At 63.7% G+C, this 13,907-nt stretch carries 13 protein-coding genes and 1 pseudogene; 5 read left to right on the forward strand and 9 right to left on the reverse strand.

Going from position 1 to position 13,907, the window contains the following annotated elements:
- Positions 1-39: 39 nt before the first annotated feature.
- A complete protein-coding gene (locus AC070A_RS06575) occupies positions 40-294 on the reverse strand; it encodes a cupin domain-containing protein (protein WP_162728131.1) in 255 nt (84 codons plus the stop codon).
- 121 nt (positions 295-415) lie between these two features.
- The gene (locus AC070A_RS06580; protein WP_112996318.1) at positions 416-1,507 is read right to left on the reverse strand and encodes a citrate synthase/methylcitrate synthase; all 1,092 of its coding nucleotides are present in this window, start codon (positions 1,505-1,507) and stop codon (positions 416-418) included.
- A 60-nt stretch (positions 1,508-1,567) separates the two neighbouring features.
- On the opposite strand from AC070A_RS06580, the gene AC070A_RS06585 reads away from it, so the two are divergent.
- The 3 genes and pseudogenes from AC070A_RS06585 to AC070A_RS06595 form a co-directional block, all read left to right on the forward strand.
- Entirely contained in the window at positions 1,568-2,713 is a 1,146-nt protein-coding gene (locus AC070A_RS06585) for a citrate synthase (protein ID WP_244495655.1), read from the forward strand.
- A gap of 298 nt (positions 2,714-3,011) precedes the next feature.
- Positions 3,012-3,458: a hypothetical protein gene (locus tag AC070A_RS06590; protein ID WP_057251958.1), complete on the forward strand. Its 447-nt coding sequence runs from the start codon at positions 3,012-3,014 to the stop codon at positions 3,456-3,458.
- A 195-nt stretch (positions 3,459-3,653) separates the two neighbouring features.
- Positions 3,654-4,835: pseudogene (locus tag AC070A_RS06595) on the forward strand (Do family serine endopeptidase); the annotation flags it as partial.
- A gap of 58 nt (positions 4,836-4,893) precedes the next feature.
- On the opposite strand, the gene AC070A_RS06600 reads toward AC070A_RS06595, so the two are convergent.
- Positions 4,894-5,943, reverse strand: coding sequence for a helix-turn-helix domain-containing protein (locus AC070A_RS06600; protein ID WP_494773558.1), 1,050 nt, complete (start codon positions 5,941-5,943; stop codon positions 4,894-4,896).
- 156 nt (positions 5,944-6,099) lie between these two features.
- On the opposite strand from AC070A_RS06600, the gene AC070A_RS06605 reads away from it, so the two are divergent.
- Both AC070A_RS06605 and AC070A_RS06610 read left to right on the forward strand, forming a co-directional pair.
- The gene (locus AC070A_RS06605) at positions 6,100-7,158 is read left to right on the forward strand and encodes an alpha/beta hydrolase family protein (protein ID WP_057251960.1); all 1,059 of its coding nucleotides are present in this window, start codon (positions 6,100-6,102) and stop codon (positions 7,156-7,158) included.
- Between the two features lie 252 nt (positions 7,159-7,410).
- On the forward strand, positions 7,411-7,815 hold the full coding sequence (locus AC070A_RS06610) for a cupin domain-containing protein (protein ID WP_057251961.1): 405 nt from the start codon (positions 7,411-7,413) through the stop codon (positions 7,813-7,815).
- 42 nt (positions 7,816-7,857) lie between these two features.
- Here the strand turns inward: AC070A_RS06610 and pcaD are convergent, their stop codons facing one another.
- From pcaD to AC070A_RS06640, 6 genes are all read right to left on the reverse strand, one after another.
- Positions 7,858-8,643: a 3-oxoadipate enol-lactonase gene (pcaD, locus tag AC070A_RS06615; RefSeq protein WP_112996320.1), complete on the reverse strand. Its 786-nt coding sequence runs from the start codon at positions 8,641-8,643 to the stop codon at positions 7,858-7,860.
- A gap of 159 nt (positions 8,644-8,802) precedes the next feature.
- Entirely contained in the window at positions 8,803-10,137 is a 1,335-nt protein-coding gene (locus tag AC070A_RS06620) for an MFS transporter (protein WP_082615914.1), read from the reverse strand.
- Positions 10,138-10,176: 39 nt separating this feature from the next.
- Complete coding sequence (gene benD / locus AC070A_RS06625) at positions 10,177-10,965, reverse strand: benzoate diol dehydrogenase BenD (protein WP_112996296.1); 789 nt, start codon at positions 10,963-10,965, stop codon at positions 10,177-10,179.
- Positions 10,962-11,984 carry a benzoate 1,2-dioxygenase electron transfer component BenC gene (benC, locus tag AC070A_RS06630; protein WP_057251964.1) on the reverse strand — a complete coding sequence of 341 codons (1,023 nt, stop codon included), beginning with the start codon at positions 11,982-11,984 and terminating at the stop codon, positions 10,962-10,964. Before benC ends, benD begins: the two co-directional genes overlap by 4 nt.
- Before the next feature lie 39 nt (positions 11,985-12,023).
- The gene (gene benB, locus AC070A_RS06635; protein WP_058322765.1) at positions 12,024-12,512 is read right to left on the reverse strand and encodes a benzoate 1,2-dioxygenase small subunit; all 489 of its coding nucleotides are present in this window, start codon (positions 12,510-12,512) and stop codon (positions 12,024-12,026) included.
- Positions 12,509-13,867 (reverse strand): Rieske 2Fe-2S domain-containing protein, encoded by a 1,359-nt coding sequence (locus AC070A_RS06640; protein ID WP_112996297.1) that lies wholly within the window; start codon positions 13,865-13,867, stop codon positions 12,509-12,511. Before AC070A_RS06640 ends, benB begins: the two co-directional genes overlap by 4 nt.
- Positions 13,868-13,907 lie beyond the last annotated feature (40 nt).

Below are 13,907 nucleotides of genomic sequence, written 5' to 3' on the forward strand. Positions count from 1 at the left end.
ACAATATCGACAGATGTTGTCCGGCTTTTTCGTGGAAGGTCAGAAGTCCGGCGCCACGCCGAAAACGAACTCCGCCTTGTCTCCCGACATGTTGTAGTACTGGTGATCGAAGCCCGCCGGAATGTAGAAGCCGTCGCGCGGATTGAGCTCGAACCAGACCTGGCCTTCCGCTTCCGGCACATGGATGTTCAATGTGCCCGAGACGACGTAGAGGCATCTGATAGCACTGGCAAAGCCGGACCTCGTCGCTTTCGGCAGCGCCCGTTCGATCGCGCTCGCCTGTTCGTTCGCCAACGACGGTCGCTCGCTTTGCGACCGTCCTCGGCTTCAACGACTTCCGCGACCTGAAGATGTTCTTTCAAAAGCACCTGCGAAATACGCGGGTGGCATAGACCTCACAATGGAGTGCCGGCGCTCAGGCCGCCTGCTGCGGCAGCGGCCCGACATAGAGCGAACGCGGCCGGATAAGGCGGCCTTCCAACGCCTGTTCGCGTGCGTGGGCGATCCAGCCGACGGTTCGGCCGATCGCGAACACGCCGGTGAAGGCTTCCCGCGGGAACTTCAAAGCGTCGAGCAGAAGCGCCGTGTAGAACTCCACATTGACGTCGAGCGGACGGTCCGGTTTGCGCACCTTCAGGATGGCAAGCGCCGATTGCTCGACCGCTTCGGCCAGTTGAATCCGATCGCGGTTTGCCGGGTCGGCGGCGCTCAGCTGCTTCAGTGCGCCTTTCAGCGCGTCGGCGCGGGGATCGCGGACGCGATAGACGCGATGGCCAAAACCCATCAGCCGTTCGCCGTGGTCGAGCGCCTCCGAGAGCCAGACTCGCGCGTTCTCCGGCGTCCCGATCGCATCCAGCATGTCGAGCACCGGTCCCGGCGCACCGCCATGAAGCGGCCCCTTGAGCGCGCTGATCGCAGCAAGAACCGAAGATGTGAGGCCGGCTTTGGTGGACGCGACCACACGCGACGCGAAGGTCGAAGCGTTGAGACCGTGATCCGAAATCGTCACCAGATAGGCATCGAGCGCCGCCACTCCTTCCTTGCTCGGCACGCTTGCACCAAGCATTGCGAGAATATCGGCGGAGTGGGAAAGCGCCGGCGTCGGCGCGACCGGGGTTTCACCCTTCTTCAGGCGCAACGCCGCCGGCAGGAAGACCGCCGGGGCGGCCAGCAAGCGCAGTGCCGTATCGAGATCGTCTCCATCCGGAAGCCGGGCGATCAACGCACGCATGATGTCGACTGGCGGCAGTTCCAGCAACACATCGTCGATGGCGGGGACGTGAGCGAAGACCTCCACCCGCTTTTGCCCGAGGCGCTTCGCAAGCTCGGCCCGATCCGGCGTGGGCCCCAGCAGTCCGCCGAACAACAGGGCGACGGCATCTTCATAGCGCGCGTGCCCGACCAGGTGATCGAGCGAGACGCCGCGGATGATCAATTCGCCGGCCTCACCGTTGACATGGGAGAGCTGCGTTTCGGCGGCGACGACGTCTTCAAGTCCGTTCTTCATCATCAAGTTTCTCCTTTACGCCTTGGATGATCCGGCCTAGATCTATTGACGTCAATCTTGATGCAATCGATCAACATGAAGACGCTCTGGATCACCGCCGAAGAGGCACTCGCCCGGCTCGGCAGCAAGCGGCAGACGCTCTATGCCAATGTCAGCCGCGGGCGCATTCGCGCCAAACCCGACCCTTCCGACCCGCGCCGCAGCCTCTATCAGGCCGACGACGTGCATCGGCTGGCCGAACGCCATGCCGGGCGGCGGCAGGCGGCGGTCGTCGCCGCCGAAGCGATCCGCTGGGGTGAGCCGGTTCTGCAGACGACGATCTCCAATATTGCCGGCGGACGGCTATTCTATCGCGGCCGCGATGCGGTCGAACTCTCCGGCGACGCGACGCTGGAGCAGGTCGCGGCGCTGCTTTGGCAAGCATCCGAGCCAGTGACCGTTCCCGCCGGCGATCATGGCGGCAGCCAATCGCGCCTGGCGGCAACGTTCGCGCGCCTGGCTGCACGGATCGAAAGCGACCTGCCGGCGCTCGGCCGCCGCCCGGCGATATTGAAGGCTGAAGCCGCCGACGTGCTTGCAAGCGTCGCGACGGAGATGGCGCCATCGCCAGAGCAAATGCCGCTGCACCGGCGGCTGGCGCTGGGCTGGGGACGGCCGGAGGCGGCGGAGCCGATCCGCAAATGCCTGGTGCTGACCGCGGAGCACGAGCTCAACGTTTCGGCCTTCGCGGCCCGGGTCACAGCTTCCTCCGGCGCGGCGCTTTCCGCCGCCACGCTATCGGGGCTTGCCACTCTCACCGGGCCTCGACACGGCGGCGCCTGGCTCAGCGTCACGCGGCTGGCCGAACAGGCGGCGGCGAGCGGCGTGCGCGAAGCGATCCGGGGAATGCTTTCCTCCGAGGGCGTGGTCAGGGCCTTTGGCCACCGGCTCTATCCCGATGGCGATCCGCGCGCCAAGGCGATCATGGCAAGCTTCGAGGTGCCGGCGCTCTACACCACCTTAGCCGAAGCCGGCGAGGAGTTGCTCGGCGAACCCGCCAATCTCGACTTTTCGCTGGCCGCCCTCGCAGCAGCCTACGCGCTGCCTGACGATGCGCCGCTCGTCATTTTCGCGCTTGCGCGCACCGTCGGCTGGCTTGCTCATGCGATGGAACAGGTCGAGAGCGGCGAACTTATCCGCCCTCGGGCGCACTACGCCGGCTCCTAGCTATTTCTCCGACGCTCACGCAAACACGGGGCCCGCAAACCCCTTTCCGAGGCATGGGCGAGTAGAATAGTTTCCAGGAGAAAGCGCGGACAGCGTTTATTACATAAAATTAATAATTTGAACTTCGAAGAAAAGTCAGAGAAATATTACATTATATTAACATGACTAACCCGCATCGGAGTATTACCTTCGAACCGAGGCTGAATATTGCCGGCGACCGCTTCGGCCGCGACGCGACAATAGGAGACGGCCTCGCAGGGAAGCTCCTCCCGCTTCCCGCGTTGAAGGAGATGCAGATATGCGCTCGCCCCTCAAGACCACCACCATCGCAACCCTCGCCCTCGTCGTTTTCGCCGGCGGTGCCTTTGCGGCCGATCACCACGACTTCGGTCGCGACAGTGACAAGGGCGCCTACACGGGCGATTACTACCAGGGCATTTTCACCCAGGATGACATGACGGCCCCGGCCATGCAGGTCTACCGCGCACCGGTTCACATGGCATCGTCGCGCCTAGACCGCGTCCTGCATGAACTCCGGGTCGACAACCACCGGATCAATGCCGACCGCGAACAGGGCACGCTGACTGCGGCAAACTACAGGAAGCTTGAACGCGAGGACGGTGCAGTGCGCGCCCAGGCGGTCAAGACCGCCGCCGCCCACAACGGCATGCTGCCCACGCAATCCTATGCGCGGTTGCAGAACGAAGTTCGCCACCTCGACCGGGATATCGCCCGGATGGCGTGATCGACAGGCAGATGCGGCCCACCCGGCTTCCGGGTGGGCGCCACCGACGGCGCCGGGCTCGCTCCCTGAGCCCGGTCCCTCGGCAACCAACACAAGCCCTTACACGAAGCTGACCGAAGCAATGAGCCGTGTTCGCCTCCGAACGGGCGCACGCCTGAGATCTCTCGGCGACCTGGCAGCGAAAGGAACAAGATCATGTCAAACATTCTCATGAGGCACCGTGCTGCCGCGCTCCTCGGCGCAGCCGTCATCGTCGCGCCTTTGTCCATGGCAGCCTTTGCTGGCCATGACGCGGCTGCGGCCGCCGGAACCGGCCCGGCCGTTGCGGTGCCGCTTGCCTCCGGCGCCTCCTTCGCTCCGATCGTGTCGGCGGACAAGCCGGCGATCGTCACGATTACCACCGTAATCAAGGCCGACAACGCTGGTAACGACGAAACCTCGCAACTCGGCGAAAACTCGCCCTTCGACGAGCAGTTCCGCCAGTTCTTCCGCGACCAGGGCATTCCGCTGCCGGACCGGGCCCCGCAACAGCGCCCCGCGCAACGGGCCGAAGCGCTCGGCTCCGGCTTCGTCGTGGCCGCGGATGGCTACATCGTCACCAACAACCACGTCATCGACAAGGCGTCGAGCATCACGGTGACCCTTGACGACGGCACGCAAGTGCCCGCCAAGCTTGTCGGTGCCGACCCGAAGAACGATCTCGCCGTACTGAAGATCAAGCCCGCAAAGCCGCTTGCCACCGTTGCCTGGGGCGATTCCGACACCTTGCGGGTCGGCGACCAGGTGCTTGCGATCGGCAACCCGTTCGGCATCGGCACGACGGTGACCGCCGGCATCGTCTCGGCACGTGGACGCGATCTGCACAGCGGTCCCTATGACGACTTCATCCAGATCGACGCGCCAATCAATCGCGGCAATTCCGGCGGACCGCTGGTCGATGCTGCGGGTCGGGTGGTCGGCATCAACACCGCCATCTATTCGCCGAACGGCGGCAGTGTCGGCGTCGGTTTCGCCATTCCCTCGGATCAGGCGCAGAAAGTCGTCGCCGAGTTGATGAAGGACGGCTCGATCCAGCACGGCTTCATCGGCGTCGAAATTCAACCGGTGACCGCTGACATCGCCGATGCGATCGGCCTCCGTCAGGCAGAAGGCGCGCTCATCGCCGGCGTCAATGATGGAACACCCGCCGCCAGGGCAGGCCTCAAGGCTGGCGACATCGTCACCGCCCTCGGCGGCAGCCCGATCAAGTCGCCACGCGATCTCTCGCGCATGGTCGCCGACCTCTCGCCCGGCACCTCGAAGAGCTTGAGCGTCTGGCGGACCGGCAAGACCAGGGATCTCTCGATCACCGTCGGCCGCAACACGGGGGATCAACAGTAGCTATCGGCCGCCGCGAGGCGTACCTGTCCGGCCGCACGGCGGCCGGGCGCAATTGTCAGCGATAGCCTCTGGCGTTGATCGCCCCGCCCTCTTGGCCAGGCTTTTCTTCCCGGTTTTGCTCCCTCCAGGATCCGGGACTGAACGATGTTACCCGCCGGAATTCGCGATTGAAATTCGACTTCGTCTGAAAACCGGATTCGAGCATCGCCGAGGTCACCGACATGTCGGTCTCACGCAGCAGACGGCAGGCTTCGGCAATTCGAAAATCGTTGATGTACTGCGAGACGTTCTTGCCGGCCAGCCGATTGACGGCGGTCGATATCTGCCGGGCTGGAAGGCCCGCGCGCCGTGCCAGGCGCGACAGCGTCAAGTTTTCGTCGCGGGCCAGTTTCTGGCTGACCAGTAGTTGATCGACCCGGTCCAGGATCTCCCGGTCCTGCGGCACTGAAACTGGATCTTCATCGATGACCGTGCTGGCTACCGGAAGCGCGCGCGCACGGTCCGCGACCATGGCGGTCAGCCCGATGAAGAGCAATCCCAGCATATTCCCGTTGCTGACGATGAGGCCGATATTCGCCCCCTTGGTCCATTCAAAGTCCAGAATGATCACAAGATCGAAAAGGGCCGAGACACAGAGCGAGACCGCGGCAATGACCAAAGCGCGGTGCGCCGCAACGGCGCCTTCGAAACGTGCTTCGTCCAATGCATCCGTGCCGGTGCGGGCAAGGTTCAACAGCGCCAGCGCATATCCGACATATTCGACGATCAGGGCGAAGTCGATGTAACTCGGCGCGAGCAGCACGAGCATGAGGATGCCGATGGCCGGCATCGCGTGAATCCAGCTAGCGCCCGGAACGTTTCGCTCCTCGCTGCGGATCAGGCTGTGGAAACTCGCGAGCACCAGCGGCGGAACACAGCTTGCGAGCACCGGCAGAGCAAATCGCAAGGCCGCAACGTCGTAGCCCCAGCGGAGGCCGACGACCACCGACTGGAGGGCACAGAGCGCCACCAAGGCGAGAAAAGCCCGATTGCGCTTCGCGGACTCGTCGCCGCGCAGCATGACAACCAGCAGGATCAGCAATAGCAAGGCGACGACGAACGGCAACGGCAGAAAGATCAAGAGCGAGTCCTTTGGCGGGCAGATAACCTGGCAAGTCATGGCTCAGATCGCGATTCGGGACGACCTGAATCGCGATCAAGGACGCGGGGAGGCGTGGCGCCAGCGACGATCGTCCGTCTTTTTCAACAAAGCGAGATGCCCATGCGCCTCTTCCAGTTCTTGCCCGCCGCCGTCTTCATCCTGGCCGTTGCCACCCCCTCGCATGCCAATGATGTCGGCGTGCGCGAAATCAGCGTTCCGGCTTCCGAACGGGGACGAGATCTCTCTGTTACCGTCTGGTATCCGGCCGCGGCCGGCGGCGAAACCACCCTTGTCGGCGACAACCGGATCTTTAAGGGAACAGAGGCCGCACGAAACGCTCCTTCCCTCCCGGGGCCGTTCCCCCTGGTCGTCGTTTCGCACGGCTCCGGAGGCCGCGTTCAAGCGATGAGCTGGCTGGCGACCGCGCTCGCAGAGGCCGGCTTCATCGTCGCCGGCCCCAACCATCCCGGCACGACCAGCGGCGATTCGACGCCCGCCAACACGCCGAAGCTCTGGGAGCGCACGGCCGATCTTTCCGCCGTCATCGACAAGCTCACCGGCACCGGTGAATGGAACAAGGCTATCGACGCCGACCGGATCGCAGTCCTCGGTTTTTCCCTCGGAGGCTCGACCGCCATGGAGATGTCAGGCGCCCGCGCCGATCTCGATGCCTATGTCCGCTATTGCGACAGCTACAGGAAATGGGATTGCGCCTGGTTTTCCGGCGGCAAGGGCTATGTCGACGACACGCCGGTCGCAGTCGAGAAGCTCGATCTTCGCACCATCGACAAAGCCCGCTTCGAACAATCGAATCTCGACCGGCGCATCAAAGCGGCAGTACTGGTCGATCCGGGTCTCGCCCAGGCCTATAGCGAAAAAAGCCTGAAGAAGATCGAGATACCGATGCACTTCATCAACCTCGGCAGCGCCGAGACCATCCCCCTGGCCGTCGCCTCCAAACCTTTGGCGGCACTGACGCCAAAGGGCTCCTATGCCGCAGTTGCCGGGGCCGACCACTTCAGCTTCCTGCCGGAATGCAAGGACGGCGCCGCCGAAGCGCTGAAATCCTTCGGCGAAGTCGACCCCATCTGCGAGCCGACCGAGCGCCCCCGCGCCGACATCCATGCCGATATCATCAAGCTGGCGCGCGAAGCCTTGCAGCAGAGCCTTGGCGAATAGCGATTGGCGAGATCGCGAGGCTGGCGGCGATGCGCACCCAGGATCGCCGCCCGGCCAAGCAGGACCGCGCTTTGCCGTCCCTTCTTCCAGAAACGGTACCTCGACACCGCAAGTGGATTCATCGAGACCAACCGCGAAATACATTGGCTTACAAAAAGCGCGCCCGGCCGACACACCGCCAATACACACCTCCGTTGAAATCAGGATGCTTCCAACGACGCCCACTCGATCAACGCTATGACGGAGAACCCCATGAAAACGCACCGCCTCATTGCCGCCGCCCTGCTGATCGCCGGCAGCGTAACGACGCTTCGCATGGCTGAGGCTCAGCAGATGCAGGGCATTCAGCGCACGGACCTGATCAAGAACGAGATCAGCGTGCCCGGACACGAGGCTGTGCAGGTCCGCGTCGATATCGACCCGGGAACCACCTCGATCAAGCATTCCCATCCCGGCGAAGAAATCGCCTATGTGCTTGAGGGTTCGCTGGAATACCAACTCGAGGACCGGGCACCGGTGACGCTTCAGGCAGGCCAGGCGCTGTTCATTCCGGCTGGCGTTGCCCATGTGGCCAAGAACGTCGGCACCGCCAAGGCGTCGGAACTCGCGACCTACATCGTCACCAAGGACGCGCCGCTCGTGGTTCCAGTCAAGTGAGGCACGTTGATGGGCTGCGCGGCGCTGCTGGTGAATCCGCCTTCAAGCGTGAAGGAATTCGAGCAGCGCCGCGTTGAATGCCGGCGCGGACTCGATGTTGACGATATGGCGACCGGGCAATGACAGATGCCGCCCCTGCTGCACGCGGGCGGCGATGTTTTCGAGGTCGGATGGCGGACAAACCGGATCCCCGTCGCCGGAAATGGCGAGCACGGGATTGGCGATCTTGACGATTTCTTCTCGCAAATCCGCACCCGCCAGCGCTGTGCAGCCGCCGATATAGCCATCGGTCGCGGTGGTGCCGAAGCTCTCGAGGACGCGACCGACGGCTTCACGATGGCTGGCTGCGAATTCCGGGCTGAACCAGCGTTCGGCTGTGGAAGCGGTCAAAGCCGCAAGGCCGTCCGCCCTGACGCTGTCGATGCGCGCGGCCCAGCCCTCGGGCGTGCCGATGCGCGCCGCCGTCGCGCAGAGCACGAGTCTGTCCAGGCGCTTGCCGGCGTGCACGCCGAGCCATTGCCCGGTCAGGCCGCCGATCGACAGGCCGCAGAAATGCGTCCGTTCGATCTCCAGCGCATCCAGAAGAGCCAGCACGTCATGGCCGAGATCAGCGAGCGTATAGGGCGGTGGCGGCGCCGAGGAACGACCATGGCCCTTGCGATCGTAGCGCAGCACGCGGAAATGCGGCGAAAGCTCCCCGATCTGGGCATCCCACATGGTGAGATCGGTGCCGAGAGAATTGCAGAAGAGCAGCCAGGGTGCGTTGCCGCTTAGGTCGCCGTCGATGCGGTAATGAAGCCGATGGCTGGGTAGGTCGAGATAGGCCATGAAACCGGCACTCCAATCAGGGAAGCCGCCAGCGAAGGCGGCTTCATGGTTGTTGGCGCGACGCTGCGCCTCATAGGCATACGCGCTGCGGCACGAGTCTCGCACGCGCAAAGGGATGGCGGCCGGATGCCTTCATGGTCCGGCCGCCATCGCCGTTCGTTAAGCCGTCGCCAGTTGCACGACCTCGTCGCGGCGGGCGTTGCTGATCGCAAAGACCAGCATGGCGAGCGCCGAGATCGCAGCCGGGATGGCGAAGATCGCGAAGTTCTGCTGCAGCGGAAACTCCTGCGCCAGGAGCACGCCGCCAAGCGTCGGGCCGACGATGGCGCCGATGCGACCGACGCCCGAGGCCCAGCCCAATCCGGTAGAGCGGACCGAGAGGTTATAGAGCTGCGCCACGCTGGCATAGAGCAGGATCTGCGTGCCGATCGTGGTGGCGCCGGCGACGAACACCATGAGGAACAGGAGGGTCGCCGGCGGATTGAAGCCGATCAGCGCGATCGACAGGGCTGCCGCGACGAAGAATCCGACCACCACCTTCGGCAGGCCGAACCGGTCGCCGAGCCAGCCGCCGGCAATGGCGCCGACCATACCACCGAAATTCAGCGAGAAGAGGCTGAGCAGGCTTGCCTTCTCCGCATAGCCGGCTTCCTGCAGCACCTTCGGCAGCCAGGACGACAGCAGGTAGACGAGCAGCAGGCAGCAGAAGAACGCGACCCACAGCATGATCGTGCGCAGGGTGCGCTGATGGCGGAAGAGTTCCAGGACCGACGCCGAGGCGCCCTTCGTTTCGGCGAAGACCAGCCTGTCGGCCGCACCGATACGCACGCCGGGATCGATCTTCTGATAGATCCGCTTCGCTTCGTCCTGCTTGCCCTGACGGATGAGGAAACCGAGCGATTCCGGCAGCTTCCAGAGGACCACCGGCAACAGAAGCAACGGCACCGCGGCGATAAAGAACATCGGCTTCCAGCCATAGGATGGGATGAGGCCGATGCCGAGGCCGGCCGCCACCATGCCGCCGACCGAATAGCCGGAGAACATCAGCGCCACCAGGGTGCCGCGCAGACGCTTCGGCGCGTATTCGTTCATCAGTGCCACGGCATTCGGCATCAAGCCGCCGCAGCCGAGACCGGCGAAAAACCGGAAGATCTTGAACTGTTCGGGCGAACCGGCAAGCCCCGTCAGCAAGGTCGAGACCGTGAACAGCACGAAGCTGATGGCGATGCCCTTCTTACGGCCGATCCGGTCGGCGAGCGGGCCGAAGATCAGCGCCCCGAACATCATGCCGAACAGTGCCCAGGCCTGCAGCGCGCCGGCCTGCGGCTTGCTCAGTCCCCATTCGGCGATCAGCGTCGGCAGCACGGTGCCGGCGACGAAGACGTCATAACCGTCGACAATCAGCAGCAGCGCTGAGAGCGCAACCACCATCCACTGGAAGCCCCCAAGGGGGCTCCCGTCTATTGCCTCATTCACATCGATAGAGCGCATCATCTCCTCCCCAGGTCGTTGCGCGTTTCAGATAGAGAGCCGTCAGCCGAGATCGCCGCCGGCGACCGGCAGCACGCTGCCGGTGATGTAGGAGGCCTCGTCGGAGGCCAGGAACAGAATGGGTGCCGCCTGCTCTTCGATGCTGCCGTAGCGCTTCATGAAGCTCGACTGCTTTACCTGGGCGACGACGTCGCCCATCCAGGCCCTCTCGGCGTCGCTGTCGCCCGCGGCATTGCGCGGGACACGGCGTGGCGGCGCCTCCGTCCCACCCGGCGCGGTCGCGACGACGCGGATGTTGCGCTCGGCAAGTTCCATCGCCAGCGACTGGGTGATGGCGTTGACACCGCCTTTCGCCGCGGAATAGGGCACGCGGTGAATGCCGCGCGTCGCATTCGAGGACACGTTGACGATGGTGCCGGCGCCGCGCGCAAAGAGATGCGGCAAGACGGCATGACAGCAATAGAGCGTCGGCATCAGCGAGCGGCGGATTTCCGCATCGATCTGCGATGGTTCGAATTCGGCGAAGGGCCGCATGCGGATCGCCCCGCCGACATTGTTGATCAGGATGTCGATGCCGCCGAAGCGTTCGGCGGCAAAGCACATCGCCGCAGCGGCGCCCTCGTGGGTCTCGAGATCGGTGTTGTAGGCTGCCGCCCGATCGCCCCCGGCCTCCGCCGCCACCTCTGTGACGAAGTCGGCGCGGTCGACGAACAGCACCTTGCCGCCTTCAGCCGCAGCACGCAGCGCCACAGCGCGGCCGATGCCCTGAGCGGCACCTGTGACCACGAGCACCTTGCCGGCAAAGCGCCCTTCAAAACGGGCCGCGCTCATGCCGCCTCCTTCGCCAAGACGTTCGGCGTGAACTTCTCGTAGTGGAAACTGTTGGGCACGATACCGGTGTCGTCGAGGTGCTTGCGCACGGCGTCGACCATCGGCGGCGGACCGCAGAGATAGACGTCGACGTCGCCGCCATTGAGCAGCTCTTCCGGCATGTGCTGGGTGACCCAGCCCTTGCGCGGATGGCTGGAGGCAGCGTCTGCCACGACTGTGCTGCAGGTGAAATTGGCAAGCCGTTTGGCATGGGCCTCGATCTCATCGACAAGCACGAGATCCAGGTCTCGGGTGACGCCGTAGATCAGGTGGATCTTCTGCTGCGCGTTGGCCTGGGCCAGCACTTCGAGCATCGACAGGAATGGCGCAAGACCGGTGCCGCCGGCTAGCAGCAGCAGGGGGCGTTGGACTTCTCTCAGATAGAAGCTGCCGAGCGGCCCTGTCAGCTCGAGTTTCGTCCCGATTTCCGCGCGCTCCAGCCAGCTGCTCATCAGGCCGCCGGGGATCTTCTTGATCAGGAAGCCGAGACGCTGTTCACCCGGAGCCGAGGAGAAGGAATAGGAGCGACTCTGGCCGCTGCCGGGCACATCGATATTGACGTATTGCCCCGGCAGAAAGGCGGGTGCTGCGTCCACGTCCAGCTCCAGCACGATCGCCGCATCATTGTGCGGGGTGACCCGCGCAACCGTTGCCGCGAACTTCTGCTGCCCGGTCTTGCAGGCGGCCGAGGTCGTCGGCACCGCGATGACACAATCGCTCGACGGCTTCATCTGGCAGGTCAGCACCAGACCGCTTTCAGCCTCGTCCGATGTCAGCGCATCGTCGATGAAGTCGTCGCCGAGGTCATAGGCACCGCTTTCGGCGCGGCACTTGCAGGTGCCGCAGACACCGTCGGAACAGTCCATCGGCAGGTTGATCTTGTTGCGGAAGGCGGCGTCGAGCACCTTCTCGTCGTCCCTACATTCGACGAAACGGGTGACGCCATCCTCGAAATTCAAAGCGATCCTGTAGCTGGCCATGGTTGCTCCTCCCAATCCCTTGTCGTCAGGCGGCGGTCATCAGATGTGGTAAACGTCGATGACCTGGCGGATGTAGTCGTTCTTCAGCACGATCTTCTTTTGTGAAATCACGAGCTCTTCGCCGCTTTTGCGCAACGTCACAAACATGGTGCCGAAGAAGTGGTCGGTGACCTTGTAGCGGTGGTTGAGCGTGTGGAAGTTGTAGCGGACATCCACTTCCTCGCCACGGTCGGCCAGCAACTCGACATTGGTGACGTTGTGGCTGGTGCGCGGCTCTGGCGTGGAGGCGCCCGAGCGTTCGGTCTTGATGCGGAAGACGCGATCCTCCAGGCCGTCGCGGCTCGGATAGAAGATCAGCGAGATCTCAGACTGCGGATCTTCGGTCAGCTGATCGTCATCGTCCCAGGCCGGCATCCAGTAGGTGACGTCGGGCGCATAGCAGGTCAGCCATTCGTCCCATTCGCGGTCGTCGAGCAGGCGCGCTTCGCGGTAGAGGAAGGCGCAGGCGGTGTCGTAGGAGATGCTCATGCGACCGCTCCCTTCGTCTCGGAGGCAAGCGCGTTGCGCATCACCTTCGCCCAATATTCGTGCTGGCGGACGAACAGGCCTTCGTCTTCGCTGCGCTCGCCCGAGAGCAACGGTTCGAGGCCCATGCGCTTGGCATTGTCGTCCGGACCGTCAATCCAGAGCGGCGCCCCGCGTGACAGGTCGTTCCAGAGCGCGGTGATGCCGGCATAGCCCTGCTGGCAGGCGCGGAATTCTTCGAGATCGTCGGCAGTGCCCATGCCCGAGACGTTGAAGAAATCCTCGTATTGGCGGATGCGCAGAGTCCGGTCTTCAGCACTTTCGCCCTTCGGCGCGAAACAGAAGATGCTGATCTCGGTCTTGTCGACGCTGATTGGACGGGTGACGCGGATCTGCGTGCTGAACTGGTCCATCAGGAACACGTTCGGATAGAGGCAGAGGTTACGCGTCTGGTTGACGATGAGATCCGCCTTCACTTCGCCGACGCGCGCCTTGATCTCCTCACGGGCGTGGAAGACCGGCCGGACCTCGGGGTTCATGGTGTTGGTCCAGAGCAGAATATGGCCGTTGTCGAAGCCGTAGACGCCGGCAATCGAGCGGCTCCAGCTGCTCGCGTCGACCGCCTTGGTGCCCTCCTCGTGGCGGCGGCCCATGGTCGCGGCATAGTTCCAGTGCACGGAGCTGACGTGATAGCCGTCGCAACCGTTTTCCATCTGCAGCTTCCAGTTCCCATCGTAGATGTAGGAGGAATTGCCGCGCAGCACTTCGAGCCCGTCGGGCGCCTGGTCGACAATCTGGTCGATGATGACCTTGGTCTCGCCGAGATAATCCTCGAGCGACGAGACATCAGGATTCAGGCTACCGAAGAGGAAGCCGCGATAGCTCTCGAAACGAGCGACGCGCTTCAGGTCGTGCGAGCCATCTTTCGCAAATTGCGGCGGATATTGCGTGGTCTTCTCGTCCTTCACCTTCAGGAGTTTGCCGGTGTTGGAAAAAGTCCAGCCGTGGAAAGGACAGGTGAAGCTGCCCTTGTTGCCATGCTTGCGCCGGCAGAGCATCGCGCCGCGATGGGCGCAGGCATTGATGACCGCGTGCAGTTCGCCTGATTTGTCGCGGGTGACGACGACAGGCTGGCGGCCGATATAGGTGGTGTAATAGTCGTTGTTCTCGGGGATCTGGCTCTCGTGGGCGAGGTAGACCCAATTGCTCTCGAAGATGTGCTTCATCTCCAGCTCGAAGAGGTCTTCGTTGGTGAAGATATCGCGGCGGCACCGGAACATCCCGGTCTCATGATCGTCCTCGACTGCGGTGGCGAGCAGATCGTCGAGGGCCTGGGTTTTGTCGATAACTGCAGACATGGTTCTTCTCCCGCAAACGGCTGATCCGTGCTCGGTTCGG

The sequence above is a fragment of the Ensifer sp. GW101-20A05 genome, from assembly GCF_059424735.1.

What these genes read in the sequence shown, in the direction of transcription:
- AC070A_RS06605 (WP_057251960.1), top strand. Translation starts at nt 6,100, where the DNA reads ATGCGCCTCTTCCAGTTCTTGCCCGCCGCCGTCTTCATCCTGGCCGTT.
- AC070A_RS06640 (WP_112996297.1), bottom strand. Translation starts at nt 13,867, where the DNA reads ATGTCTGCAGTTATCGACAAAACCCAGGCCCTCGACGATCTGCTCGCC.
- AC070A_RS06610 (WP_057251961.1), top strand. Translation starts at nt 7,411, where the DNA reads ATGAAAACGCACCGCCTCATTGCCGCCGCCCTGCTGATCGCCGGCAGC.
- benD (WP_112996296.1), bottom strand. Translation starts at nt 10,965, where the DNA reads ATGAGCGCGGCCCGTTTTGAAGGGCGCTTTGCCGGCAAGGTGCTCGTG.
- pcaD (WP_112996320.1), bottom strand. Translation starts at nt 8,643, where the DNA reads ATGGCCTATCTCGACCTACCCAGCCATCGGCTTCATTACCGCATCGAC.
- AC070A_RS06580 (WP_112996318.1), bottom strand. Translation starts at nt 1,507, where the DNA reads ATGAAGAACGGACTTGAAGACGTCGTCGCCGCCGAAACGCAGCTCTCC.
- benC (WP_057251964.1), bottom strand. Translation starts at nt 11,984, where the DNA reads ATGGCCAGCTACAGGATCGCTTTGAATTTCGAGGATGGCGTCACCCGT.
- AC070A_RS06590 (WP_057251958.1), top strand. Translation starts at nt 3,012, where the DNA reads ATGCGCTCGCCCCTCAAGACCACCACCATCGCAACCCTCGCCCTCGTC.
- benB (WP_058322765.1), bottom strand. Translation starts at nt 12,512, where the DNA reads ATGAGCATCTCCTACGACACCGCCTGCGCCTTCCTCTACCGCGAAGCG.
- AC070A_RS06585 (WP_244495655.1), top strand. Translation starts at nt 1,568, where the DNA reads ATGCAATCGATCAACATGAAGACGCTCTGGATCACCGCCGAAGAGGCA.
- AC070A_RS06620 (WP_082615914.1), bottom strand. Translation starts at nt 10,137, where the DNA reads ATGATGCGCTCTATCGATGTGAATGAGGCAATAGACGGGAGCCCCCTT.